The following is a 26,642-nucleotide window of genomic DNA, read 5'->3' on the forward strand; positions in this document are numbered from 1 at the left end:
GCTTCTTTATATAATTATTTAGCTTTTTCTTCATGGCTAATCTGCCATTCAATTCCAAATTTATCAGTAAGAGACCCGTAACATTTACTCCAAAAAGTTTCTTGTAGCTCCATCGTTACTTTGCCCCCTTCTTTAAGTCCCTCAAATGCTTCTCGCAATTGGGCTTCATTGTCGGACACAACAGCCAATGTTACGTTGTTGCCAATTGTAAATGGTGAACCAGGGAAGGTATCTGAAAACATGACCGTGCTTCCCATAATCGATAAACGTGTATGCATAACGAGATTTTTTGCTTCTTCTGGTAATGGATAGCTTGGATCACTTGGTGACTCGCCAAATGTCATAATTTCTGCCTTGTCCGTATTAAAAACTTGCTCATAAAATGATACAGCCTCTCGACAATTACCATTAAAAATTAAATACACCTCTACCGCCATTTCCACCACTCCTCTGAATTTTCTGAAACAACTATATTGTACTTAGATTACGAACGATAAGCTAGTCTTACCATGTGAAATCCTGTATAGTTTTACTTTTTCCATTACATATTATACTTACAAAAAAGTTTGCGATTTTCTATATTTTAAGCACTTTCTTGTGTCCTCCTTCATATTTTTTATTTATTTTGTTAAAATCTTTGACATTTACTTAAAAATCATGTAAATTACCAAATGGCGAACAATTTAAAACAAACATTTAAAAATATTCGTATTTTAGGAGTGTATATAATGGATAACGTATTTGACTATGAGGATATTCAACTAATTCCCGCAAAATGTATCGTAGAAAGTCGATCAGAATGTGATACATCTGTAACTTTAGGTGGACACAAATTTAAATTACCTGTAGTACCTGCAAACATGCAGACTATTATTGATGAAAATATCGCAGCAAAGCTTGCTGAAAACGGTTACTTTTATATTATGCACCGCTTCAATCCTGAAACACGCATTAATTTCATTAAAGATATGCAAGGTCGCGGTTTAATCGCTTCGATTAGTGTTGGGGTAAAAGAAGAGGAATATACATTTGTAGAAGAGTTAGCAACTGCTGGATTAGTTCCTGAATTTATCACAATTGATATTGCGCATGGTCATTCAAACGCTGTCATTCGTATGATTCAGCATATTAAAAAACATTTACCAAATAGCTTTGTTATTGCTGGTAATGTTGGTACGCCTGAGGCTGTGCGTGAACTTGAAAACGCTGGCGCAGATGCTACTAAAGTTGGTATTGGACCAGGGAAAGTTTGTATTACAAAAATCAAAACAGGCTTCGGCACAGGTGGCTGGCAGCTAGCTGCATTACGCTGGTGCGCAAAGGCTGCGACTAAACCAATTATTGCTGATGGTGGTATTCGCACAAATGGGGATATTGCGAAATCTGTTCGTTTCGGTGCTTCAATGGTTATGATCGGATCTTTATTTGCTGGTCATGAGGAATCACCAGGTGAAACAATTGAAATCGAAGGTAAATTAGTAAAAGAATACTTTGGCTCGGCTTCTGAATTCCAAAAAGGTGAGAAGAAAAATGTTGAAGGTAAAAAAATGTTTGTAGAACATAAAGGTAGCCTAAAAGATACTTTAATTGAAATGCAACAAGACCTTCAATCATCGATTTCGTATGCAGGTGGCACTAAGCTAGAAGCTATTCGAAATGTAGATTATGTAATCGTAAAGAATTCAATTTTCAACGGCGATAAAGTATATTAACATTTTAAAAACGGCTGTTTTCAAAGTCGCTCAAATAGACAAAATATCTCGTGAGCTTTCGAGGTATTTTGTTTTTTTATTAGTAGCGAACGCGAATATTTTTCAATTATGCTAATAAGAAAAAAGACTATAGGCAAACTCAAATTGCTTTGAATTTGTCTATAGTCAGAAATAATATTTACAGCTTGTTGATTACTGCATGTAAAGTTTCTTTTAATTCTGCATCATGATTTGCAAGCTCAACAAGGTTACCTAAGCGCTCACGTAATACAGGACGTTCGATGACTAATTTCTCGTCAAGTACTTTTACTAATAATTCAATAATAAGACGGTCACGAACATCTAACGCTTCTTCCAAACGCTCTGGTGTAATTTTTGCATCATTTTTTGCTGCATTTGCCATTTAAAAAAACCCCTTTTATTTTATATTCATGCACATCTATTTTAGCATACCGCCTAATTTTTTTAAAAACTTTCTTTTACAATACTATACAGTAATTTACAGTATTACGCATTCCATGTTTACGTTGTCATGTTATATTCTATAGTATTAATAAAATACACGAAATAGTAACAATTATTCTGTCAGTCACCATTCTCTTTATAATGTTTTTTTCATATTCTATAAAATAAATATTATTTTTAAATAGGAAAATGGAGGAATAGCATGAACCAAAAGCATTATACGTATATGCAACTCGTGAAAGCTGTGCCAAAAACTTTACAACTGTTTCTTAACGTATGCCTTGTATTGTTAGCTCTTATATTAGCCTTCCTGCTTATGAAAGAACTAATTGAATTTCTACACATATTATTAGCAGATGGTACTGGTGATTATAAACTTTTCCTCGCAAATATTCTAATTTTCTTTTTGTATTTTGAATTTATTACGATGATTATTAAGTACTTTAAGGAGGATTATCATTTCCCTCTAAGATACTTTATTTATATTGGAATAACTGCCATGATTCGATTAATTATCGTTGAGCACGATCATCCTATTAACACTTTGATCTATTCCCTTATTATTTTAATTTTAATTATTAGCTATTTTATTATTAATATTACCCCATTAGAAAGACCTATTCGTTCATCGATCCTTTTTAAAAAGGAGTAATCCGCCATTTGCAGTGTACTTCTCTTTACGCTTAAAAGGCTGTCAAACACATTGGTTTTTCAAAAACAAAGAAAAGTTTGTGCAATGCCTGTAAATGCTGGCTATCACTAATCTTTACCTTGCCAAGCATAAATAGTTCTTGAACCGTGACAATGCCCATCATTAATGAAGAAAGCTCTGCAATTTCAATAATCATTTCTACATCATAGCTTTCATGTTCTATCATTTCTATATAGCCATCTACTGCCTGTAATATAATGGTCTGGTTGTTTGCTTCTAATAGTGAATCAAAAACAGTAAGCTTAACTGTCAGATTACTATTATTAAAATGATGTGTTTTTAGATCCTGAAAGAAACCTCTAACATTTATTATTCGATACATTAACCCAATACCTACAACAGCATTTGCATGATATACACTTGGAATTAAATGATTAGAGCCATTTCGTACATCCCCTAAAAAGAAATGAATATTATCATCCTGTGTATTCCATTCAATTCGGTTTATTTGATCTGCTTGGCTATTTAAAAACGTACTGAGTTCTAGTAAAGCCTCTGGAGTTTCATATATAAATTCTTTTATGACTATATTATTTAACATAAAATTCGTCTCACTTTGCTTTTTAAACGAAAACACCACATACCCTTCAATATCATCATCTTTTTCAACGGCAACAATATAGTTTTGCTTGTTTTTAAAAATGGTTGCTAGCTCATATTGGGTTTTGAAAAACATGCCATGCTTTTTAAGCGCTATTCTGTTATAACAGTCTGCTACCGACTGCTGATCTTGTTCGCTTACATATTTGATATGCTGTTTTGTTGGTCCTTTAGGAAAACTAGAAGGTTCCACTAAGTGTTGGTACATTTTAGGTCCATAGCCAAAGCCCATTTTTTTATAAAAATCAGGTCTAAATGGATATAAAGCAACGATGTTGACATCTTTCTCTAAAAAAATATTGTAAAAATGTTCGATGAGTTCTTTAGCAACTCGCTCTTTTTTATGTAATAGGTCGACAGCAACTTGACCTACACCACCAATTGGAATTATTTTCGAAAATAGGTTCATCTCAAAGTCATGGATACGCATACAACCCAGTAAGTCATTATCCTCCCATAGCCCATAATAATTTATAGAAGGTTCATTGCTGAGGTTATGCTTAAAAACTGATATTAATCGTTCTGTTGTTTGTTGAGACGCTTCCACTACCCCTGGATAGGCGCCGGTCACAATATTTACATACTTTAAAATCTCATCTTCCTGTAGTAATTTCTTTACAATTCGCATTTACACCCTCCTATTGTCCAAAATAATTTTGGTTTAGCCCATTTGCTTTTACATTATTTTAAGCATCTATTAATAACATATATTACCACAAGGATTTTAATGCTGTATGATAACAATATAGCACCATGAAATGATGCGCTTGCGTCTCAAACCGAGAGCATCCATAAACAACAATGATCACTCTCTTTAAATTAACCTACTGTGAAAAGCAAACACAGTATAGAAGATTGCCCCAAAAGATTATGTATCAGTACGTTAGCTCTTGTTCAGCTTCTAACGACGGTGTAAGAGCTATATACATTACCTGAGGAGGATGAAAAAGTTGGATCTGATTGATGCCTATATTTATGAAGTGACGAGAAGGATTGCTAAAAACAAGCGAAATGCTACTGAGCTTGAGCTAAAATCAACAATTGAGGATATGTTACCTGATAATTATTCAGAACTAGAAGTTAAAGAAGTGCTAATGAAGCTTGGAAACCCTGCAAAACTTGCTGTGAACTATCAAAATGGCCCAAAATATTTAATTGGCCCTGAAATGTACAGTCCCTACATCCAGACGATTAAATTAATTATCCCTTGGGCAATTCTTATTACAATTATTGTCCACCTTGTAAAAAGTATTTTGTTATTTCCTGGGGAAGAAATATTTTTGACTACAATCATTCACGCATTTTCTATAACAATTGCCAATATTATTGGAGTAGTTTTACAAGTACTTTTTTGGGTTACCATTGCCTTTATTATAGCAGAGCGCTATAGTACCACTAATATTCAAATTCCTTTTATTACGGGGAGCAATGAATGGACACCTGAAGATTTAAACAAAATTATAGTAAACTCCAAAAGCAATAGCATACCACTAAGTGATATTATATTTAGCTTTTTAGGTATAGCCTTTTTTTCTTTCATTTATTTTAACGCTTCTCGTCTTATCGGAATTTACTCATCTGATGACAGAATCGGCTTAAAATTTGTCATGCCCATTTTTAATCAAGATACCCTTTTGTCCTTTAAACCCATTATTATATGTTGGATTGTATTAAGTTTTGCCTTAACTCTATATAGATGGAAGGTTCGGCAATGGACCATGCCAATTGCCATCACAAGTGCCCTCCTTCAATGCTTCGGCACCATTGTTTTTATAGTCATGGCAAAACAGCCTGATCTTATTCATAGTGCTGCTATTCCATATATGGCAGCTATTATGGAAACCACATCTACAAAGATTATGGTAACATTAGACCGTATACTGTTCGTTTGTATTGTTATTACCATTCTAGCAAGTGCGTTTGATATTTATAGTGGTTTTAAGAAGGCTAAATTAAATAAAGATGAAATTTCTTTTAAAAAATAGGTTAGAGAATCGATTATATAGGGTATTAATTTAGTTGTTATTATTTCTCTTTCATTGACGACTTTCACCTGTAAAAAACATAGTCCCCTCTATAATATAATAACGCAAACTTAATACCTAGTAATATATACCTTAATTTCATTAAAATACCGTTATTCTCTAATGTTTTGTATAATAATGATATTAAGAGTATTTTTAATACAATTTATAATCTGCACTTCATCAACGTTCAAGCAGAATAAGGGGAAATAAACTATGACAATTCTTCTTGTAGATGACAATCAAGTCAATCTATTTGTAATTGAAAAAATTTTAAAAAATGCAGGTTATGATAACTGTGTATCTCTTTCATCAGCTTATGAGCTTTTTGACTATCTTCAGTTAGATGCTAAAAATCCGGCGGGTAGTTCAGTAGAGTTAATACTATTAGATATTATGATGCCTGAGGTGGATGGTATTGAAGCTTGTAAACGAATTAAACAAAATGAAAAATTCAACGACATTCAAATTATTTTCGTTACAGCATTAGAAGATAAAAACAAACTCGCAGAAGCACTCGATATTGGAGGGGCCGATTATATTACAAAACCCATTAATAAGACGGAACTTCTTGCAAGAATTCGTGTTGCCCTACGATTAAAGGCGGAATTAGATTGGCATACAAAACAAGAAGCAAAAATCAAATATGAATTAGATTTGGCTACACATGTACAACGCAGTTTATTAAGTGCACCTTTACATGAAGATAATATTCAAATCGAGGTTTCCTACCTCCCATCCTTTAATTTAGCAGGCGATATGTATTATTGGTATAAAATAAACGATAATCGCTACGCAGTCATCTTGCTTGATATGATGGGTCACGGTATTTCAGCTGCACTTGTTTGTATGTTTATCTCGTCCGTCCTAAGAGAAGCTGTTAAACAGCTCGTGGAACCCGAGTTGGTCATAAAGGAATTGAATCGTTATATGACGCTTTTACAGAATGCTAAGGAAGAAAATATTCATTACTTTACAGCTATTTACATAGTGATTGATACTGAACAAAAAACGATTGAATACGTAAACGCCGGTCACCCTTCTGGATACGCCCTTGTTGACGAAGAAACATTAGTTCCTTTAAATCAAGGAAGTTGTGCTGTCGGTTTCTTTGAAGAAATAAAGGTAGAAAAACAACTTATCAAATATGAAAAAGATGTCCAAATTGTTTTATATACAGATGGTGTGTTAGAGGCGATGGGCCCATGTGAAATAGAGTCTGAAAAACATTTGCAAACGCTAACATCTAGTAAATGGAATTATACTCAATGTCTGATCGATAACTTGCTTCCTAAAGAAAAGCAAACAAACCAACCTGATGATATGTGTGTATTGATGATTCAAGCACAGGCAAATTAAATTAGACAGCGACAAAAACAAAAATCCGCATACACTTCTGCTAATGGCATGCATGAAAGCAATGTCTAAGCAGAACGTATAGCGGATTTTTATAATTGCTATCGCTTATTAATCTAATTTTTGATAAATTTTCTCAACGCCCACGGTTTCTTTATATTTCGAAATAATTGCTTCACAGCGAAGCGTTTCCTTATCTCCTAAGCATAAAAAGCCATTTGGACTTAGGCTTTCGTAAAATAAATGATGTACTTGACTTTGTAATACTGGTGAAAAGTAAATTAATACATTTCGGCATATAATTACATGGAATTCATTAAACGATTGATCTGTCACTAAATTATGCTGTGCAAAAATAATATTTTTCAATAGTTCAGGATGGAAATAGGCATATTGATAGTCAGTTTTATAGTATTCTGAAAAAGCATGGCTTCCGCCTGCAAGCATATAATTCGTTGTATATGCTTGCATTTTTTTGATTGAGAAAGCGCCCTTTTTTGCCTTCTCTAGCACATGCTCATTCATATCCGTTGCGTAAATCACCGCTCTATCTATTAGTCCCTCTTCCTGTAGTAAAATCGCCATTGAATATACTTCTTCACCTGTTGCACAACCTGCATGCCATATTCGAATCTCGGGGTACTGTTTTAAATAAGGAATGACTTCTTTACGGAAAGCTTTAAAAAAGCTAGGGTTTCGAAACATTTCCGTGACATTAATTGAAAAATCATTTAAAAGCTGCTCTAAAAAATCTTCTTCATGTATAACTTTTTCCAATACACGAGAAATCGTTGGAATATTATTAACCCTCATTCGATTGTATATTCTACGAGAAATAGAAGATTGATTATATTGTCGAAAATCAAAACCTGATAAACGATAGACTGCTTCGAGTAGTAACTCAATTTCCATATTCGAATGCTTATTCAATTGTTGCTTTAGCTCAAAATTCTGGAATTGATTATCCATACTTATTTTAACTCCCTTTAGAAACTAGCCATACGCGTAACACCGATACTAATTGATCTAAATTTAATGGCTTACTAATATAATCTGAAGCACCAGCCTCTAAAGATTTATCACGATCTGTTTTCATCGCTTTAGCAGTCAAGGCGATAATTGGCAAATCTGTAAGCTTCATTTTTGATCGAATAATAGACATCGTCTCGTATCCATCCATATTCGGCATCATGATATCCATAAGAATAAGATCTATTTTGTTATTCGTCTCCATAATCTTTAAACATTCTAATCCATCTTTTGCAACGAGAATATTCATGCCTCTATTTTCAAGGGCTGCTTTCAATGCATAAATATTTCGATAATCATCATCTACGATTAATATGTTTTTCCCTTGGAACACTTCTACTTCCTGTATAGAGACAATGTCGCTTTCATTACCTTGCTCCTGCACCTCTTCAATTATCTCAGGAGCTTTAAGAGTAGCCACTACTTCAACAACAGCAGAATCGATGGTCGTCCCCTCATTTAAGCCATTAGGTAAACTTGGAATAGTAAGAGCGAAGCTACTGCCCTTTCCTTCTTCACTTTGTAACGAAACCCAGCCACCAAGTAATTTTGCAAATTCTCTACAAATGGATAAACCTAACCCTGTTCCACCATATTTTCTTACAGTAGCACCATCTGCTTGCTGGAATGATTCAAAGATTAGCTGGTGTTTGTCCTTTGGAATACCTATTCCTGTGTCAGTCACTGTAATTTCAAGCCATTCTGAGCTTATATCGTGCATATTGTTTGTTAACTGTTCAAGGTCAAGCTGTTTGATATCTACACGCACATAGCCTTGTTCCGTAAATTTTAATGCATTTGATAATAAATTTTTTAAAACTTGCTGGAATCTCTTCTCATCTGTATAGAAAATATCAGCAACATTTTCTGCCTTCGATATTTGCAATTCTAGATTTTTTTTCTTTGCTACTGGAGCAAAGATTTGCTCTATTTGTATCGGCATTTCACTCATGTTCACTTCATCGAAAATTATTTCAATTTTCCCAGCCTCAACCTTTGATATATCTAGAATATCATTAATTAATACGAGTAAGTCTTCACCAGATGAATGAATGACTCTTGCAAATTCCATCTCTTCTTCAGTTAAATTATTGTTGCCATTCTCCGATAACATTTCAGATAAAATTAAAATGCTATTTAACGGTGTTCGTAATTCATGAGACATATTAGCTAAAAATTGAGATTTATAATTGGAATGTAATACGAGTTGCTCAGCACTGTCTTCCAATTCTTTTTTAGCTTTTTCTAATTCTTGTGTTTTAATTTCAGCATCTTTTGTTCTTTCCTCTAGCTGTTCATTAATCATTGTTAGTTCTTCTGTTTGCATTTGCAATTCTTCAGATTGCGTTTGCAGCTCTTCAGATTGAACTTGTAATTCCTCTGTCATAGCTCTAGATTCGTTTAGTAAACGTACAATTTCCATTCGACCTAAAATACTATTAACCGTTAACCCAAATGTTTCAATTATTTGATTCACTAATTCTTTCTGTAGCGCAGTGTAGCTAGTCATTGTTGCTAATTCAACGACAGCTATCACATCATCCTCGAATATGATTGGGAAGATGAAAATGCTTTTCGGTGGCGCCCCACCTAAGCCTGTTCCTATTAAACGATAATCTTGCGAAATATCATCGTTAATGAAAACTCGTTTCTCCTGCGCACATTGGCCAATTATACCTTGTCCAATTTTAAATTTTTCAATCCCAACATTATCTCCAGCATCTGCAAATGCAGCTTTCTTTACAAAATAGACATCGCTATTATGCATTTCCCGAACATAAAAAGCTCCGAATGAAGACCCTGTCTTATGCGACATTTCTGAAAGGAAAGTTTCAGCCAATTTCGTAATAGCTGAAATCCCTTGATATTTAGTGACAATTTCAGCGATATTAGCTTGCAACCATTCTCTTCGCTCAAATGCATCTAACAAATCATTTGTAGCAACTGCAAGATCATTTATTTCGTCGTTTGTTTTGACATGAATTCTTGTTCGATAGTTACCCTTTGAAGCCGCCATTTCTTTAATTGTTTGTGTGACTTCTTTCATTGTTTTAACAATTGACCGCGAAATCCCACTAGCAATGGCGATTGAGATGAGAGATACGAGCACTAGAATGCCGAACAAGCCTGATGTTAAATTACTATTTTTTCTATCCAATTGCTTTGCCTTATTTTGTGTGAACACATTCTCATCTGAACGGAAAGCATCAAACTGATTTCGCATCGTTTCCATATCTTTACGGCCAATGTCTACTTTGAAAAATTCATTTAATGCTTCCGTATTATTTTCTTTTTTAAATCTTATTGTCGGTTCACCAGAAGTTGCAATCCAATGCTCAATCGTTACTTTAATAGCATCTAACTTCTCTTGTTGGTTCCCCCTATTTTCTAATAGCTGATACAATTCATTAAAATCCAGCTTCCAATTTTCTTCGGCATTATTATAAGGTTCTAAGTAGCTCGAATCACCGGTAATTATATAGCCTCGTTGGCTCGATTCCATATCTAATATATATTTTTCAATACGATTGGTAAGTGTTTGCACTTGAGCATCATATTTAATAATGTAATTTCTCTCCTGTTGTAGGGAAGTAATTTGATTGTTTAATATAATCACTGATGCAAGTAAACAAAGAATTATAACTACATAGCCGAGGATAATCTTTGTACGTATACCCATTTTTATCTTTTTATACATTTAATCCCCCTACTTTTTACTGTCCTATAGTTATTTTAACAGTATACCAGTTGAATTGATATTAACAGGTTAACTTTACTATGTTCTACTCTAGTTAATTTCCCTAGTTCAACCATAGATAAAACCCCACAGTGAAGGGAATTCATTAAATCTCCTTTATTTAAAATTTTTCTACAGCGTTCAAATTCAGAATTGTTTCAGTGCCTGGCACTTATATTATATAATCTCATATACTTCTTATAGCGAATGATTTTGAAATAAGGGGAGAAAAACTGTGGACATATTTGTAAGACCCGGTGATTCACTGTGGTATTTCAGCGAGTTATATAAGATACCTCTTCAACTAATTATAGACTCCAACCAAAACATCAACCCTCAACGACTTCAAGTTGGACAACGCGTTCAAATTCCTGGATTTGTTACAACTAATTATTCAATCAAACAAGGAGACTCTTTGTGGCAAATTGCTCAAAGTCAAAATGTGCAGCTCAATGCCATTTTGCTTGCCAATCCCGATGTTCATCCAAATCGACTGTACATTGGCCAAACAATTCAAGTCCCCCAAAGGCTCACTTGGCGCCTCGTAAACGGTAAACAAAATTACGACTACAACATGATGATAAATGATATTAAAAAGCTACAAGCTGCCTATCCATTTCTTCAAAACACCTCCATTGGCAACTCCGTTTTACAGCGCCAAATACCCGAGATTCTTATTGGTAAAGGCTCAAAGCGCATTCATTATAACGGTTCATTTCATGCCAATGAATGGATTACTACGCCGATCATCATGACATTTCTAAACGACTACCTACTCTCACTAACAAATCAAACGACTATTCGAGGTCTCTCCACATTGCCTCTTTACGAGCAAACAACACTTTCTATCGTACCGATGGTTAACCCTGATGGTGTTAATTTAGTTCTCCATGGTCCACCAGATAATGAAGCATTAAAAAATAAGCTAATTACTTGGAACAATGATAGTATCGATTTTTCTGGATGGAAGGCGAATATCAACGGTGTCGATTTAAACGACCAATTCCCTGCAAAATGGGACTTAGAAAGTGCTCGCAACCCTCAATCACCAGGACCGCGAGATTATGGAGGAGAAGCACCGTTGACTCAACCTGAAGCTATCGCCATGGCCGATTTAACAAGGAGAAGCAATTTTGCTTGGGTTCTAGCGTTCCATACACAAGGCAAAGTAATCTATTGGGGATTTGAAAATCTTGAGCCACCTGAATCACAAACGATGGTGGAGGAATTTAGCCGTGTAAGTGGTTATGAGCCTGTTAAATCAGCAAATAGCTATGCTGGCTATAAAGATTGGTTCATACAAGACTGGCGCAGACCAGGGTTCACCGTGGAGCTAGGTAGCGGTACGAACCCGCTCCCAATCAGTCAGTTTGATGACATTTACCAAGAAGCTTTAGGGATTTTCTTAGCAGGATTATATTTGTAACAATCCATACTTCTAAAAAACCGATAATGCAGGCAACTCGTCCTGCATTATCGGTTTTTATAGTTAAATTACGAAATAATTTTTTCTATAAAGTTCCAAATATTACTTTGACAGATAGAGTAATCTTTGTTAATATTACTCCATCAGATAGAGCAATAAAGGTTAAGTAGGTGACTTATGGTTCGAAGTGACATTATCCGCGGACATTTGGATTCAATTATTTTACGGCTAATTTTAGAGAAGGATCGTTATGGGTATGAAATTTCCCAAGAAATAAGCGTCCGTACAAATAATCGTTTTCAAATTAAAGAAGCAACATTATACGCAGTATTTCAACGTTTAGAAAAAAAGGAAGTAATTGAAGCCTATTATGGTGATGTATCACATGGGGGCAAAAGGAAGTATTACCGCATTACCCCATTAGGCAAAGCTTATTTAAGCGAGCTTGTTAAAGAGTGGGCCGAAGTGAAGGAAATTATCGACTTATTTATGGAGGGCTTAGAATGAAAAAAATCAAACAGCATATTGATGAGCTATTTAAAGACATGCCACGCAATAATGAAACAGAGATGGTGAAACAGGAAATCATCGAAAATCTTGAAGAAAAGGTATTTTATTTGATGGGGCAAGGAAAAGAAGAAGAGGATGCAATCAATAAAGCAATCGTTGAATTTGGAGATATTGACGATCTAAAAAAAGAATTAGGCGTAAAAGCGCCGCCAGAAAAGAAAAGTATGGCGAAGTTAAATTTAGAATTTTCCTTATGGGGAAGTGGCTTAATAACAGCCTTCTTTATTTTTATCAATCTATACTACACACCAAATACAATTTGGGCTATCTATCCGATTTTCGCCATACTATGGTGGCCGCTTTCAATGTATTTCGTATGGTCACGTAAGAAATGGAGTGAGTAAAATGAAGCATTACATTAGTTTTTCTGTTGTCGGCAGTTTGATGACTATGCTGTTTTTAGGAATTGTCAATTATTCAACAACGCCAAACACGATATGGTTTATTTATCCTTGCTTATTGTTGTTGCTATGGCCTATCACTTTATATTTCATGTCAAAAAAACTATATAAACAGTACGCTGTTATTTGCAGTGCAATGGTCATTGCTTTCCTTATCATTGAAAATCTCTTGTATTCACCGCAGCATTTATGGTTCATATACGCCATATATCCGATTATCTGGTGGCCTTTTCTTATGTTTTTAGAGGAAAAAGCTAAATCCATGAACATAGCACTTATTGGCTGTGCAAGTACAATCATTTATTATTCAATAACAAATTTCATTATGTCACCCCAATATCTTTGGGCAATCTACCCTGCATTTTTAGTTATATGGTGGCCCTTATCTTTATATCATGCTCAGAAAAAATCATTTGTTGCCTTCTCGGTGTATGCTAGCATACACATCAGTATCTTTTTTATTATCGTCAACATCGTTTCCTCACCAAGCATAATTTGGGCTATCTATCCAATATTCTTAGTTCTTTGGTGGCCACTAAGTATGTATTTTTATGTTTATAAAAGAAGACTGTATAAAAGCTCTACTATGTAAGGCATCGTGCAAGTGCTCACATAAGCCAGCCCCCATTCAAGGAAGGCAAAATACGTTTAAAGGGAATATACGTTATGTATAAAAAACAATTAGCCATTCTAAAAATTTCCGCCATGACCTTGCTCATGCTATTCACGACTGTTAACGGTGTTGTCTTTGCAAACGGTAGTGTTACAGATAAAACTCTAGATATTGCTGCTATTAATGCGTTTATGGCAAAAGAAATCGATAGGCTGAACATTCCAGGTGCTTCACTTGCTATCGTTAAAGAAAATAATATTGAATATTTGCAAGGGTATGGTGTCTCTAGCCCAGATGGCACAAAAATGACACCACAAACACCTATTGTTATTGGATCAGTTAGTAAATCATTTACAGCTCTTGCCATTATGCAGCTTGTAGAACAAGGGAAAATTCATTTAGATGATTTAGTATACAATGTGCTACCAGGATTCCAACTTGCAGATAAAGAGCAATCTAAAAAAATAACCATTCAACACTTACTAAACCAAACGAGCGGTCTTTCTACATATGATGGTCAAGTAGCGATATCGCAAGGAGATAAAACATTAAAAGAACATGTACAAAGCTTAGCAAATATAAATTTGTCATCACCAGTTGGTAAACACTACGAATATTCGAATTTAAATTATAGCATTTTAGGTGCAGTCATAGAGGAAGTTACAAATACCCCCTACAAAGAGTATATAGATGAATTTATATTTAAACCGCTTGAAATGAACAATAGCTATGCTGATCCAAAAGATGATATCAACAATACTATCGCACACGGCTATCAAACTGTATTCGGCATGAAGGTGCCAACGGAGCAATTAATCCATGATGGCACCGTTCCTTCTGGTTATATTATTTCTAGCGCAGAGGATATGGCTAATTACATGATGGCACATTTGAATGAAGGCCACTTTAATGGAAAAAGCATCTTGTCAGCAAATGCAATGAATACTTTGCACCAACCATCCTCGTTCATTTCGCATGATACTTATTATGCCATGGGCTGGGAAGTAAATAATGACGTCATCTCCCATAATGGATGGACGGAAAACACTTATTCAAAAGTGTTGTTAGATGGGAATTACGGTATTAGTCTTCAAATCAATGCTATGGATTATTTTAATTTAAATGAATATGATGCCATAGTTAGTGGCCTTAACAAACTTGTCCATCACGAACAACCTACTATATCTAATACTAACCCTTTTATGAAATATATAATATTCGATTTGATATTCGTAATAATCATTATGCTAATTGCTCGCTCAGTCTATAGAAAATTCAAACGTAACAAACAGAAAATATCAACCTTCCGTACAGTTCTTAATTGGTTCTCTCTAATTATATTTAATATTCTAATCCCTTTATTTATTTTAATTGGATTCCCCAAATTATTCGGGCCACTTTCTACGGTAACAATATTTGCTCCAGGCATTGGACATTTGTTATTCCTAATACCTATACTGCTTTTAATGGTAGGTGTCCTTATATTAGGAAAACTACTGTTAAAGAAACCTAATGTAAGTGCAAAAACATCACTTTGAAATTGAGAGTTATTCACTTAACATAAATCCTATACTTGCTATATAATTTAATTAGTAAATATTTTAATAGGCTGTGATCCAATGTTAAATAATAACCCAATGCAAAACGTAGAAGTAATAATGCGAGAAATGCTTGAAATACAACAAAAATCGATGATGTTTGTTAACCTGCTATCAGAAGGTGAATCATTATCACAAAACCAGCTAATTCTACTTCTTCAGCTAAAAATTAATGGCGGTATGAAAGCAACTGAGATTGCCGATTTCTTTAGCGTAACCCCTGGTGCTGTTACGTCCATGTGCGATAAACTAGAAAAATTAAATTTATTACAACGAGTAAGAGAAAATGGGGATCGACGCGTCGTAAACATGATATTAACAAATGATGGAGAGACAAAAGTACATGAAATATTTTTGAAGTTTCCACAAGAAAAACTAGCCGATATGGCAAAAGTGTTAATTGAAGTGAATAAATTAATGCAAAAGATTTTTTAGGATTTCAATAAATTTGAAATCCTTTTTTTATTGCCCTCGTTATTTACATGCACAATAGGCAATTTTTATTCTTGACAAAGTAAAGTAAAATATACTTTAATTGATATATGTTTTAATAATTAAAATATATATTAATTAAATAAAAGAGGTGATTACTATGTCAAATGAAGGGATAAGGAGGCAACGTAGTATTACGCTTACGAGTGGCACTATTAATGATTTAGCACCTGACTGTGAACAATTAAAGATTCGCGGTGCTGTTGCTTTTCATCAAGACGTTCGCTTAAAAACAATCTCCACCCATGGTCATAGCTCGTTCCATTCATGTGTAATGGCGCATGTTTTAAAAAATACAGGGTCTTGTGTTATAAAGGATTATTGTGAAATTACGGAAGTGACGAATGCGGGTAATTTAAAGATACGCAATGGACAAATAGGCACTGTTAATAGCTCAGGGAAATTAACAATTGAGCAAAATTTACAAGCACAACAGTTTCATGCGATTGGCTTTGTTAAGGCACAACAAATACATGCAGCACATTTTCACTTAAAATTATCAGGAGCAAGTGAGATTGACCGGCTAATTGCCGAAGATATAACAATAGAGAAAGATAAATTATCAATTTCAATTGTTAGAAAAAAACTTCATTGTAAGTCGATAACAGGAAAACATTTGCATCTCTCCAATACAAATGCGGAGGTCGTTGAAGGAGATGTTGTTGTAGTGGGCAGTCATTGTACAATACAAACGCTTTATTACACAAAAAGCTATACTATTTCTCCCAATGCGAAAGTGCAACAAATTATACGGAGGGAGCAACTATGAAAATGATACGTGGATTTTTTTGCTCGTTAGCACTAGTTGTCCTAACTGTCCTATATGTGGGGCTTGTTGTAAGTGCCTTAATAGCAATACTTGCTGGTATTTTACGAACTGTAGGCATTGACCAAATAAAAATGAGTATTTGGCAAGGCGTAGATCTCCCGGTCGTTTTCAGTATACCTTTAGCACTTGTTGTTTCTGGCATATTGTTCTATTGTTCACTTTATGTAAAACGTTCCATTACATTTTGTTTTTCGAAGCTAAAAATCTAGAGCAATGCATGTTAAAGAGGTTCAAATCTTCCATACTTTTGCTCGAACCTCTTCTTCCGCTATACTCACACTTTTAAATACTAATTATTATTTTCTTTAATTTGCAGTGCTTGTTTATTTGTTGCTATATAGATAGACATAAAGAGTGCAAATATAAGGCCGACTGCACCAAAAATGACTGCTACGAACTGTAGTGAAAACCAGTCTGCCAATATACCTAAACTAAACGTAAGTATAATTTGTATAACACTTTGAACAAGGCTAACAGAACTACCGAATCGTCCCATTAAATTTGGCGGGATATTTTTTTGATAGATAGTATCGTATCCAGTATTGCTGAATGCCATAAAAATTCCTAACGTGATAAAACAACACGTAGCAAACCAAATATTGCTTGATGCATAGAAGGCGGTATAGGAAACCATCGTACACGTAAGTCCTACCCCTACATAGGTAGCAATTGAAAATTTATGTACTAAAATCATTGCCAACAAACCACCAACAATAGCCCCAACGCCAGCAATACTTACTAGCACACCGTAAAGACTGTCCGAAGCAGATAAAACTTTCTTTATAAAAGTCATTTCTTGTGAATCTAATGCAAAAGCAACCATTAGCGCAATTTGATAGGACATAAAAAATTTCAAGAAATTCCGTTGCTGCTGTATAAAAGTCCAAACCACTTTAAAATCACTTATTATTACGCTCATTGTAAGTACTACACGCTTCTCTTCTACTTTCTCTTCTATATTCGGTAAACGCGAAATGACCCACGCACAAACAAAAAATGTCACGCTATTAATCCATATGGCGATACTTATATTAAAAACAGCAATAAGGACACCTGCGATGGCAGGACCTAACATAAAAGAACCTGAATTTAATGTGCCTAATAATGCGTTAAAACGTTGCTTATCTTCATCGCGTACGTATTTCGCAATATAATATGTACTACTTGGACCGAAAAAACTACTCGCTATATTCGCTAAAAATAACAAGCTATAGATGAGCCAGATAGACGTTATAAATGGCATAAGGAAAACAATGATGCCACGTATAACATCCATTGCGATCATTATCTTTCTTTTGTTCGACCGATCAATAATTGAGCCTGCCACAAAATTGGTTAGTATACGTGCAATCGGACCAACGATAAAGATACCTGCAACTGCTGTCGCAGAATAAGTTAAATGCCAAACCATTAAATTTAAAGCGACAAGATAAATCCAATTGCCAAGATATGAAAAGCCAAATCCCCCTAATAACACCCCATATTTTCGAATCATCGCCATAGCAATCCCTCCTTTTAAACATTTTACCATTTAATACTAGCTTAGTATGAAGTAGATTAAATTGCATTTTTTTATCTTTGCAAAATTGCTCTCTTACGCACGTGAAATTCATTACAAGATCATATCTAAGAGTTTCATAAAATCATTCTATGTTGCTTTTCATTCACTTCTCTTACTATAAAACTATACAAGAAAGGTGGTGCTTCAATCGTGGGCGAACAGCTTTTATTCAGTACGGTTTTTATTGCAGGGATACTATCCTTCCTTTCCCCCTGTATAGTTCCTTTACTACCTGTTTACTTTTCAGTACTTTCAACCAATGAGAGTGGTGTCGCTATACAACACAGCTGGACTTTAGGTAAATGGCAAGTCAACCCACATTTAATTTTCAAGACCCTTCTTTTTGTTTTTGGTCTCTCTACAAGCTTTGTCATCTTAGGATTTGGCGCCGGTTTTCTTGGTGCGTTTATTAATAAAGACTGGTTTATCGCCGTATGTGGTGTAGTAGTCGTGTTTCTCGGCCTACATCAAATAGGTATTTTGAAGTTAGCAGTGCTCCATAAAGAAACAAAAGTACAACTGAAAAGAAGCGATAAACGGGATTTACTTGGTACCTATTTATTGGGCCTTACGTTTAGTATGGGCTGGACGCCTTGTATCGGACCTATTTTAGGGGCGGTATTAGGAATATCAGCTAGCGAGGGACAGGCCACTTACGGGGCACTTATGATGTTTTTCTATGCGCTCGGGCTATTAATCCCCTTTTTACTTCTTGCTATTTTCTCTGATTTACTATTACGACATGTTAAAAAAATGAATAAGCATATGGGGAAAATCAAAATTGCCGGTGGGATTATCATTATTTTTATGGGAATTGTCTTAATGACAAATAATTTAAATCTGTTACTTACGTTCATTCCACAATAAGAAAGGAGACTTAACATGTACAATTTTAAACTGCTCCTTGTCATATTAGCAGCAGTGTTTCTTTTAGGGGCATGCACGGGGGATTCCACAACCTCAACGAAAGCAGCAGCTAAAAATGAAGGGACTATCGCTCCAACCTTTGAATTAGTTGATACCAAGGGCGATACCTACAACCTTGCTGACTATAAAGGCAAAAAAGTGTATGTGAAATTTTGGGCCTCTTGGTGCTCAATTTGCTTAGCAGGCTTAGAAGAATTAAATACACTAGCTGGGGAAGAGCAGGATTTTGTTGTCTTAAGCATCGTATCACCCAATTTCAATAATGAAAAAAAGAGTGATGCATTTATTAAATGGTTTAACGGTGTAGAAGGTACATCCAATATTAAAGTGCTATTAGATGAAGACGGTGCAATTGCGAAACAATACAATATACGAGCCTATCCAACATCGTCCTATATTGGCTCAGATGGTCAACTCATTCAAACGCTACCTGGCCATGTAAGTAATCCACAAATTATTGAGAAATTTAAAAGTATCCAATAATAAAGGGAGGTATATCTAATGAATATAAAACTATTTGGTGTATTATTTAGTGTTTTATTATTTTTATCAGCATGCTCAGTCGATACTTCTTTGTTAACTAGTAGTGCAAGTACAGCCCAAGCAGAATCTAAATATCCACCCAACCCAAACGTCAACTTAAATTTTGATACAAATAATTTAAAAGATATTTGGCTTGCAGGTGGTTGTTTCTGGGGTGTAGAAGCATATATGGCACGTGTTTATGGTGTTTATGATGCAGAGTCAGGTTACGCCAATGGCAATACAGAAAATCCAACTTATGAAGATGTTATTTGGAGAAATACAGGGCATGCGGAAACTGTTCATGTTCGCTATGATCCCGAACGAGTTAATTTAGAAAAGCTATTAACACATTTCTTCCAAATTATTGATCCTACCTTATTAAATCAGCAAGGTAATGACCGTGGCACACAATATCGTACGGGTATTTACTATACAGATGAAGCAGATAAACGAATCATTGATCAGGTAGTGGCGAAAGAACAAGAACGCTATGATGACCCAATTGTTACTGAAGTGGAACCACTTAAAAACTTTACACTTGCAGAAGAATACCACCAAGATTATCTTGAAAAAAATCCAAATGGCTATTGTCATGTAGAGTTTGATTCATTGAAAAATCAAGAAATGCCATCCCTTATTGACCCAGCGCTATATCCAAAGCCAAGTGATGAGGAAATTAAAAAAATGCTAACAAAAGAGCAATATCGAGTAACACAAGGGAATGGCACAGAAATGGCTTATTCAAATGAATACTGGGACAACTATGATCCTGGTATTTACGTTGATATTGTAACAGGTGAGCCACTATTTTCATCAGCCGACAAATATGATTCTAGATGTGGTTGGCCAAGCTTTACTAAACCAATTGATCCAGCCGTAGTGCGTGAGTTCGTAGATACTAGCTTTAATATGATCAGAATCGAAGTGAGAAGCCGTACTGGTGATAGTCACTTAGGACATGTGTTTAACGATGGACCTATCGATCGTGGCGGTTTGCGTTACTGTATAAATAGTGCTGCGATTAATTTTATTCCACAAGCTGAAATGGAATCAGCTGGTTATGGTTACTTAGTACCGCTAACTAAATAATAGTACGACCCTGAATTCAGTGCCAGTCACCAAAACAATTTGGAATCCTCCTAGCACTGCAAGTAGTCATATTTATTACTAGCTGAGTAAAAATCCATGTAGACTCCTGCGGGAACGCACAAAAAGTAAGCCGCAACAGGCGGCGCGACAGCGACGGTTGCGGCTTACCTTGTGCCCGCCGGAAAGCGCAGTGGATTTTTACGTGATAGGATAACCCCTTTATATATTTGTTCTCAAAGAGGTGATGTGATGTACAAATTATTAGTGGTCGATGACGAAGCAATCATCATAAAAGGAATTCGCTCATTTGTTAACTTTGAGGAACTTTCCATTTCTGAAGTATTTGAAGCATCAAATGGAGAGACCGCACTTGAAATCTTTAAAAACAATAGTCCTGACCTCGTTTTAGCTGACATCAATATGCCGAAAATGAACGGCCTCGATTTTGCCATTACAGCAAAAACAATTAAACCTAATGTAAAAATCGCTATTATTACAGGCTATGACTATTTTGATTATGCCGTAACTGCATTAAAGGCAGGCATTGATGATTACGTCTTAAAACCCGTTTCTAAAAATGATATTCAAGAGACGTTAAAAAGTCTGATAGCAAAAATTCAAGCAACACAAAGTCAACATGAGATATCTCGGCTTGTGGAAGGCATTTTGAGTGAAACAAAGATAAATAATGACACAGGCTATAAAGCGAGAATACAAAAAGAAATAGACCGTAACATTGCAAATGTCGATTTTTCTTTAAGCTATTTAGCAAAACAAATGGCACTCAGTAATTCCTATTTAAGTAGCTTGTTTAAGAGCCTATATGGTAAAAACTTTCAAGATTATATGCTATCAATCCGCTTAGATAGAGCGAAAATTTTTTTGCTCAGCACAGATATGAAAGTGTACGAAATTGCAGCTGCTGTAGGCTTTGATGATCCCAATTATTTCAGCGCTACATTCAAACGAAAATTTGATATTTCTCCAAATCAATTTAGAGAAAAAATGAGAGAATAGCAATGAAAAAATCAACTATATTGAAAACTTTACGCATGCAAATTGCCCTTCATTATTTAAAAGCGAGTGGTCTTATTTTATTATTAATGTGCGTTATTTTGTATTACAGTATTGCTTCTGTGGTGTTAAGTGAAGCAACATCTAGCACGAAAACGGCAGTTGAAAAAAGCGGTATGTATATTGATCTCTATATCGATCGTCTCAAAGCAGTATCAGGTTTACTCGCTGAAAACTCCCAGCTCGTAACCTATTTTTCGAGTCCAGAGCGAGACCCTACTATAAAGCATAGTTTACTGTCTATGATTGAAACAACGATGGCAACGGATCGATTTATTCAATCGGTTGTAATTGTTAGTAAAGACGGACAAGTACTGTCCAATGAAAAGGGACTAGTTATGAGTATGTCGAGCAATATGATGAAGGAACAATGGTATGTGGCAGCTGTTAATAATGGTAGCAAGCCTGTACTGACATCTGCTCGCATGCAGCACTTTTCAATGGATAAAGATAACTGGGTAATCTCAATTAGCCGCGAAATAAAAAATGCCGAAGGTCAAAATATCGGTGTATTGCTTATCGATATCCAATATAAAGTTATCGAAGACTTTTTGGCTAACTTGGATTTAGGAAAGGATGGCTTTTCTTTCATTATAAATGACAACGGAGAAGTCGTTTATCATAAGGATACCGCGTATTTCGAAAATTACCTAAAACAACAACAATTACAGCAAATTATCGCCAATCAAGCGGGCTATGATAAAGAAAAAAATACGCTAACGCATACCTATAAGCTAAATAATGCCGATTGGACATTTGTTGGAGTCTCCTCACAAGACGGACTTTTAATGATTAAAAGGCAACTGCTCGAAATCTTCTTATTAGTAGGCATGATTCTTTTTATTATAGCTGCGGTTAGTGTTGCTTTATTTGCTGGACGAATCACGATACCATTCCAACGTTTAGAAAAAGCGATGCAAAATATCGAACATGGCTTAAAAGAAATACCTATTGATGAAAAAGGATGCTTTGAGGCACAAAGTTTAGCAAAATATTTCAATCGTATGATTGTGCAAATTAAAAAACTAATGCAGGAAATTACTGAAAAGGAAAAACACTTACGAGCAACCGAAATTAGTGCGCTCCACAGTCAAATTAATCCTCATTTCTTATACAATACATTAGATACAATTGTGTGGATGGCGGAGTTTAATGACAGTGAGAAAGTAATTGAAATAACAAAAGCACTTGCTCAATTTTTCCGCTTATCGCTTAGTGGTGGGAATGAAATGACAACCGTAGAAAATGAATTGGATCATGTTCGTCAATATTTGTTTATTCAAAAAGAACGTTACGGTGATAAATTAAATTACAAGATTGTCTGCAATCAATCGATACGAAATGTACGAATGCCAAAAATCCTTCTACAACCAATTGTTGAAAATGCTCTATATCACGGTATTCGAAGTGTCCCCCGCAATGGTCATATTCATATTAGTGCAATACCTAGTGGAGATGATGTGGAGCTTATTGTTCGAGACAACGGACAGGGCTTTGACGTCAAACAACTAAATAGAGAATCTACAGAGAAGCGAACGAAGCTTGGTGGCGTTGGCATTAAAAATGTAGATCAACGCATTAAATTATACTACGGCCCTAACTATGGAATTACAATCAATTCAAGCTTATCAATTGGGACGACTGTCACAATTAAAATTCCACAAGAAATGAATTAAAGAAAAACATTATAAATGAATCGTGTAATTCTACAACAAAGACCGAATTGTTATTAATAGGCATCAACAAGCTTGATGCCTATTATCAGTCGACCACTCCTGCAGGAAATCTCAAGCAGCAGTTATCTTTATTCATATTAAATAAAAAAGAACTAAGGCTTACACCTTAGTCCTTAACTCAATGAATTGAATAGTTGTCAAATAAAAACTAGTGCCATGCAGTCCGCTCACTTACCGGTTGCTGGGTATTTTTTTGCCCTTGTGCTTCAGTAAAGTTACTTGCTTGAGCTGAAGCTGCATCAAAATCGAAATCAGAGCCAAACTCCTCTTTATAGAGCTTTTTGCCATTTTGATTTACTTCTCGTTTTTTCGCACTATGCTTGTCCCTAACTTTTGCATCGTTACAATTTGTGTTTATATTTGACATAGCCATCCCCCATTGATTTTATTGAAAAGTAATAAAACAGATAATCTGTTCAACTGCTTTTCATTTTAAAGTTTGGCCAAGCTAATGAGTTTTTATTTATAAAAAGATTTCATATAAGCTGAAACGTTTTTAAAACATGTTAGCTAAATAAGATTGCAAAGATTTAGGTAACATGTGAAAGAATAGTCCCTCATATTTAATATCGAGCAGACCCGCAATAATTATGATAATAACGATGAATGCTAAAAAGGGTTTCTTATTTTTAGAAATCCAATTCAAAAGGCTCCCCTCCTTAGAAAAATTACGTTTTAGTCCAAGTTAAGTATATAGTGATTTGTGAAAAAAATATATTATTCCTTTTTAATAAAAATTAAGCGAAACAATCCCTTGTCACCCATAAATGGCTTGTGACATAGATTAAAATGACATGTATTAAAAGATGGTGAATTTCGTACTTGTAGACAGGAAATAGTTGATTAAACTTTTTTTAAGAGAGGAATGACTATGGTCAATTTTAATTTTTTTCAAGGTACCGTTACACAGATAAATGATTTTGCAGTCGGGCAAAATGGCGAAAGTGAAGGATGTTATACGTTAATGACGGTAGAAAATGGGGCAGGCGGCATTGTTAATTTTGTTATTTCTCCTTCTACTTATTTTGTAAATCACGAAGTTGTAAGCCGTGGTGATCGCATTGTTGGCTATTATGATGGGAATGCACCTGTACCTTTAATCTACCCTCCTCAATATCAAGCACTTATTATGGTTAAAGAAAACAGCTATCAAAATGTAAAAGTAGACTTTTTTAATTCTCAATTGTTGAGTAGTGATGGTCAATTACAATTAAATCTTGCACCATACACGCCGATTTTGCTTAGAAATGGGCAGCCTTTTTCAAAAAGTCCTGCAAATCGCACTCTCATTGTTGTGTATGGACCTACGACAAGAAGCATTCCCGCACAAACTACGCCTCATGAAGTCATTGTGTGGTGTTAAGCACCTAAAGGGGTGTTCCTTCCTAATCGCTCCTCAACAGTAAAAATCCACTTCGCTTTCCGCGGGCACATTGTAAGCCGCAACCCTCACTTGCGCGCGGTTTGTTTTGTGCGTTTCCACAGGAGTCTTTGTGGACTTTTACTTGGTAAACCTTACTGGCAATGGCGTATGACTTCTAAATTGTTTGAGTGCCTGACACTTAAATCAACACCTAAATCACAAAATCCACTGCGCTGTATAGAAGCACAGTGGATTTTAGCTATTTTAAACAGTTTGAAGTTTATACTTTTTCACTTCAGGAGGAATCGGACATACATATTCCTCACCATTTCGTTGTTCAACTAATTCTAGCTTCGCTTTTTCAAGAACTTCAGGGTTTTGTAGCACTTCAATAGCAGTTGCCGCCATCACTTTACCAGCATGTAGCATACCTTTATGTGCAATTGAAGTTTTTCCTGTTGAAACGACTTGCCAAGTATGAAGAGGTGTTCCAATTGGTTCACATGCTACCATGCATTGTACGGTTGGGACGACCCAGCTCACATCGCCAACATCGCTCGTACCTGGCAATATTCCGTTTGATGGGATAAATGGATCGATAATATGCGCTAAATCTTTGCCTTCTAGTTCTTTATTAGCCTTAATATCTTCTTTTTTATCAGCCTCAGATAAAGTTGCACGAATGTCCTTCGCGAATTGTTGTTCCTTTTCATCATACTGTGGAACACCTAAAGCAACAAAGTTATCATGCATTACTTTCTCTAATGTGTTATTCGGCAATATATCGGAAGCAGCGGAAGCAAAATCAATTTCCACTTGTGTACCAGTCATAAGAGCCGCTCCTCTTGCAACGTCACAGATGCGTTGATAAATTTCTTCTGCTTGAGCTACGCGTGGTGCGCGAATAAAATACAATACATCTGCCTTTTCTTGTACAACATTTGGTGAAACACCACCAGTATTTGTTACAGCGTAATGAACCCTTGCTTCAGGAATAATATGTTCTCGTAAATAGTTAACGCCGACATTCATTAGTTCAACTGCATCGAGTGCACTTCTACCAAGATGAGGCGTGCTAGCAGCATGCGAGCTTTTTCCTTTGAATCTAAATGAAACTTCATAACAAGCAAGAGATGACATGGACCAAACAGAATTGCGAGACCAAGGATGCCAGCATACTGCAAAGTCTACATCATCAAATAGCCCATCTCTTACCATAAAGGTTTTACCACTACCGATTTCCTCTCCAGGGCATCCATAGTAACGAACAGTGCCTTCAAGATTGTTTTCTTTTAAATATGAACGAATTGCGATGGCAGCAGCTAATGCTCCTGTACCAAGTAAATTATGGCCACAGCCATGTCCGTTGCCATTCGTTACTTCAGGATTATACTGAATATCTCCACCAACTTGACTTAAGCCAGTTAGTGCATCAAATTCACCTAAAACAGCAATAATCGGCTTTCCTGTCCCATAACTACCAATAAAGGCAGTATCAATATTGCCTACTCCCTTTTCTACAGTAAAGCCTTCTTCTTCTAAAGTGTTGCATAATAATTCTGCTGATTGGAACTCTTCAAATCCTGTTTCTGCATAACCCCAAATTTGATCACTTACAGAAATTAATTTTTGTCGTTTTTCTTCAATAACCTTTGATAATGTATTACGATAATCCATTTCATTCACCCCGTTAGAATAATATTTTTGCTAAAAAAATTATTTATGCCAAAATCCTAGCAAATGCAATAAACTTCCCTATTAATTCGCCATCTCACCTCAGTAAAATGGCGAATATAGAAAAGA

26 protein-coding genes are annotated in these 26,642 nt (G+C 35.3%); 17 read left to right on the forward strand and 9 right to left on the reverse strand.

Annotated elements, in window-relative coordinates:
- Nucleotides 1-14: 14 nt before the first annotated feature.
- On the reverse strand, nucleotides 15-437 hold the full coding sequence (locus ACQKNX_RS18490) for a VOC family protein (protein WP_427430111.1): 423 nt from the start codon (nucleotides 435-437) through the stop codon (nucleotides 15-17).
- 291 nt (nucleotides 438-728) lie between these two features.
- On the opposite strand from ACQKNX_RS18490, the gene guaC reads away from it, so the two are divergent.
- Nucleotides 729-1,712: a GMP reductase gene (guaC, locus tag ACQKNX_RS18495; protein WP_427430112.1), complete on the forward strand. Its 984-nt coding sequence runs from the start codon at nucleotides 729-731 to the stop codon at nucleotides 1,710-1,712.
- Between the two features lie 178 nt (nucleotides 1,713-1,890).
- Here the strand turns inward: guaC and ACQKNX_RS18500 are convergent, their stop codons facing one another.
- Nucleotides 1,891-2,115 (reverse strand): phosphate-starvation-inducible protein PsiE, encoded by a 225-nt coding sequence (locus tag ACQKNX_RS18500; protein WP_340821658.1) that lies wholly within the window; start codon nucleotides 2,113-2,115, stop codon nucleotides 1,891-1,893.
- Nucleotides 2,116-2,379: 264 nt separating this feature from the next.
- Between ACQKNX_RS18500 and psiE the strand changes: the two genes are divergently transcribed.
- The gene (psiE, locus tag ACQKNX_RS18505) at nucleotides 2,380-2,829 is read left to right on the forward strand and encodes a phosphate-starvation-inducible protein PsiE (protein ID WP_403057298.1); all 450 of its coding nucleotides are present in this window, start codon (nucleotides 2,380-2,382) and stop codon (nucleotides 2,827-2,829) included.
- Nucleotides 2,830-2,860: 31 nt separating this feature from the next.
- Here psiE and ACQKNX_RS18510 read toward each other — a convergent pair whose 3' ends face one another.
- On the reverse strand, nucleotides 2,861-4,117 hold the full coding sequence (locus ACQKNX_RS18510; protein ID WP_427430113.1) for a GNAT family N-acetyltransferase: 1,257 nt from the start codon (nucleotides 4,115-4,117) through the stop codon (nucleotides 2,861-2,863).
- A gap of 322 nt (nucleotides 4,118-4,439) precedes the next feature.
- Here ACQKNX_RS18510 and ACQKNX_RS18515 point away from each other — a divergent pair, with 322 nt between their 5' ends.
- Together ACQKNX_RS18515 and ACQKNX_RS18520 are read left to right on the forward strand one after the other, a co-directional pair.
- On the forward strand, nucleotides 4,440-5,474 hold the full coding sequence (locus ACQKNX_RS18515; RefSeq protein ID WP_427430114.1) for an HAAS signaling domain-containing protein: 1,035 nt from the start codon (nucleotides 4,440-4,442) through the stop codon (nucleotides 5,472-5,474).
- 255 nt (nucleotides 5,475-5,729) lie between these two features.
- A complete protein-coding gene (locus tag ACQKNX_RS18520) occupies nucleotides 5,730-6,872 on the forward strand; it encodes a SpoIIE family protein phosphatase (protein ID WP_427430115.1) in 1,143 nt (380 codons plus the stop codon).
- Nucleotides 6,873-6,980: 108 nt separating this feature from the next.
- Here ACQKNX_RS18520 and ACQKNX_RS18525 read toward each other — a convergent pair whose 3' ends face one another.
- Together ACQKNX_RS18525 and ACQKNX_RS18530 are read right to left on the reverse strand one after the other, a co-directional pair.
- A complete protein-coding gene (locus ACQKNX_RS18525; RefSeq protein WP_427430116.1) occupies nucleotides 6,981-7,838 on the reverse strand; it encodes a CheR family methyltransferase in 858 nt (285 codons plus the stop codon).
- 7 nt (nucleotides 7,839-7,845) lie between these two features.
- Nucleotides 7,846-10,596, reverse strand: coding sequence for an ATP-binding protein (locus ACQKNX_RS18530; RefSeq protein ID WP_427430117.1), 2,751 nt, complete (start codon nucleotides 10,594-10,596; stop codon nucleotides 7,846-7,848).
- Between the two features lie 274 nt (nucleotides 10,597-10,870).
- On the opposite strand from ACQKNX_RS18530, the gene ACQKNX_RS18535 reads away from it, so the two are divergent.
- The 7 genes from ACQKNX_RS18535 (at nucleotide 10,871) to ACQKNX_RS18565 (ending at nucleotide 16,773) form a co-directional block, all read left to right on the forward strand.
- Nucleotides 10,871-12,061, forward strand: coding sequence for a M14 family metallopeptidase (locus tag ACQKNX_RS18535; protein ID WP_427430118.1), 1,191 nt, complete (start codon nucleotides 10,871-10,873; stop codon nucleotides 12,059-12,061).
- 177 nt (nucleotides 12,062-12,238) lie between these two features.
- Nucleotides 12,239-12,568: a PadR family transcriptional regulator gene (locus ACQKNX_RS18540; RefSeq protein WP_427430119.1), complete on the forward strand. Its 330-nt coding sequence runs from the start codon at nucleotides 12,239-12,241 to the stop codon at nucleotides 12,566-12,568.
- Nucleotides 12,565-12,975 (forward strand): permease prefix domain 1-containing protein, encoded by a 411-nt coding sequence (locus ACQKNX_RS18545; protein ID WP_427430120.1) that lies wholly within the window; start codon nucleotides 12,565-12,567, stop codon nucleotides 12,973-12,975. The genes ACQKNX_RS18540 and ACQKNX_RS18545 overlap by 4 nt, the downstream gene beginning before the upstream one ends.
- Before the next feature lie 723 nt (nucleotides 12,976-13,698).
- Complete coding sequence (locus ACQKNX_RS18550; protein ID WP_427430121.1) at nucleotides 13,699-15,183, forward strand: serine hydrolase domain-containing protein; 1,485 nt, start codon at nucleotides 13,699-13,701, stop codon at nucleotides 15,181-15,183.
- A gap of 81 nt (nucleotides 15,184-15,264) precedes the next feature.
- Entirely contained in the window at nucleotides 15,265-15,678 is a 414-nt protein-coding gene (locus ACQKNX_RS18555; RefSeq protein ID WP_427430122.1) for a MarR family winged helix-turn-helix transcriptional regulator, read from the forward strand.
- Between the two features lie 157 nt (nucleotides 15,679-15,835).
- A complete protein-coding gene (locus tag ACQKNX_RS18560) occupies nucleotides 15,836-16,504 on the forward strand; it encodes a hypothetical protein (RefSeq protein ID WP_427430123.1) in 669 nt (222 codons plus the stop codon).
- Nucleotides 16,501-16,773, forward strand: coding sequence for a hypothetical protein (locus tag ACQKNX_RS18565; RefSeq protein WP_427430124.1), 273 nt, complete (start codon nucleotides 16,501-16,503; stop codon nucleotides 16,771-16,773). Before ACQKNX_RS18560 ends, ACQKNX_RS18565 begins: the two co-directional genes overlap by 4 nt.
- An 80-nt stretch (nucleotides 16,774-16,853) precedes the next feature.
- On the opposite strand, the gene ACQKNX_RS18570 is transcribed toward ACQKNX_RS18565, so the two are convergent.
- Complete coding sequence (locus ACQKNX_RS18570; protein WP_427430125.1) at nucleotides 16,854-18,065, reverse strand: MFS transporter; 1,212 nt, start codon at nucleotides 18,063-18,065, stop codon at nucleotides 16,854-16,856.
- Nucleotides 18,066-18,275: 210 nt separating this feature from the next.
- On the opposite strand from ACQKNX_RS18570, the gene ACQKNX_RS18575 reads away from it, so the two are divergent.
- The 5 genes from ACQKNX_RS18575 (at nucleotide 18,276) to ACQKNX_RS18595 (ending at nucleotide 23,416) form a co-directional block, all read left to right on the forward strand.
- Complete coding sequence (locus ACQKNX_RS18575; protein WP_427430126.1) at nucleotides 18,276-18,992, forward strand: cytochrome c biogenesis CcdA family protein; 717 nt, start codon at nucleotides 18,276-18,278, stop codon at nucleotides 18,990-18,992.
- 15 nt (nucleotides 18,993-19,007) lie between these two features.
- Nucleotides 19,008-19,535 carry a redoxin family protein gene (locus ACQKNX_RS18580; RefSeq protein ID WP_427430127.1) on the forward strand — a complete coding sequence of 176 codons (528 nt, stop codon included), beginning with the start codon at nucleotides 19,008-19,010 and terminating at the stop codon, nucleotides 19,533-19,535.
- Between the two features lie 18 nt (nucleotides 19,536-19,553).
- Nucleotides 19,554-20,666, forward strand: a complete 1,113-nt coding sequence (gene msrB / locus ACQKNX_RS18585; RefSeq protein WP_427430128.1) for a peptide-methionine (R)-S-oxide reductase MsrB — start codon at nucleotides 19,554-19,556, stop codon at nucleotides 20,664-20,666.
- Between the two features lie 249 nt (nucleotides 20,667-20,915).
- Complete coding sequence (locus tag ACQKNX_RS18590; RefSeq protein ID WP_427430129.1) at nucleotides 20,916-21,683, forward strand: response regulator transcription factor; 768 nt, start codon at nucleotides 20,916-20,918, stop codon at nucleotides 21,681-21,683.
- Between the two features lie 2 nt (nucleotides 21,684-21,685).
- A complete protein-coding gene (locus ACQKNX_RS18595) occupies nucleotides 21,686-23,416 on the forward strand; it encodes a cache domain-containing sensor histidine kinase (protein ID WP_427430130.1) in 1,731 nt (576 codons plus the stop codon).
- Nucleotides 23,417-23,624: 208 nt separating this feature from the next.
- Here the strand turns inward: ACQKNX_RS18595 and ACQKNX_RS18600 are convergent, their stop codons facing one another.
- Both ACQKNX_RS18600 and ACQKNX_RS18605 read right to left on the reverse strand, forming a co-directional pair.
- A complete protein-coding gene (locus ACQKNX_RS18600) occupies nucleotides 23,625-23,843 on the reverse strand; it encodes a hypothetical protein (protein WP_427430131.1) in 219 nt (72 codons plus the stop codon).
- Nucleotides 23,844-23,972: 129 nt separating this feature from the next.
- Nucleotides 23,973-24,122, reverse strand: a complete 150-nt coding sequence (locus tag ACQKNX_RS18605; protein WP_427430132.1) for a hypothetical protein — start codon at nucleotides 24,120-24,122, stop codon at nucleotides 23,973-23,975.
- Between the two features lie 225 nt (nucleotides 24,123-24,347).
- Between ACQKNX_RS18605 and ACQKNX_RS18610 the strand changes: the two genes are divergently transcribed.
- A complete protein-coding gene (locus ACQKNX_RS18610) occupies nucleotides 24,348-24,839 on the forward strand; it encodes a hypothetical protein (protein ID WP_427430133.1) in 492 nt (163 codons plus the stop codon).
- Nucleotides 24,840-25,103: 264 nt separating this feature from the next.
- Here ACQKNX_RS18610 and ACQKNX_RS18615 read toward each other — a convergent pair whose 3' ends face one another.
- Nucleotides 25,104-26,516, reverse strand: coding sequence for a M20 family metallopeptidase (locus tag ACQKNX_RS18615; RefSeq protein ID WP_427430134.1), 1,413 nt, complete (start codon nucleotides 26,514-26,516; stop codon nucleotides 25,104-25,106).
- Nucleotides 26,517-26,642: the final 126 nt, after the last annotated feature.

The sequence above is a fragment of the Lysinibacillus sp. NPDC093712 genome, from assembly GCF_050280025.1.
GTDB lineage: Bacteria > Bacillota > Bacilli > Bacillales_A > Planococcaceae > Lysinibacillus.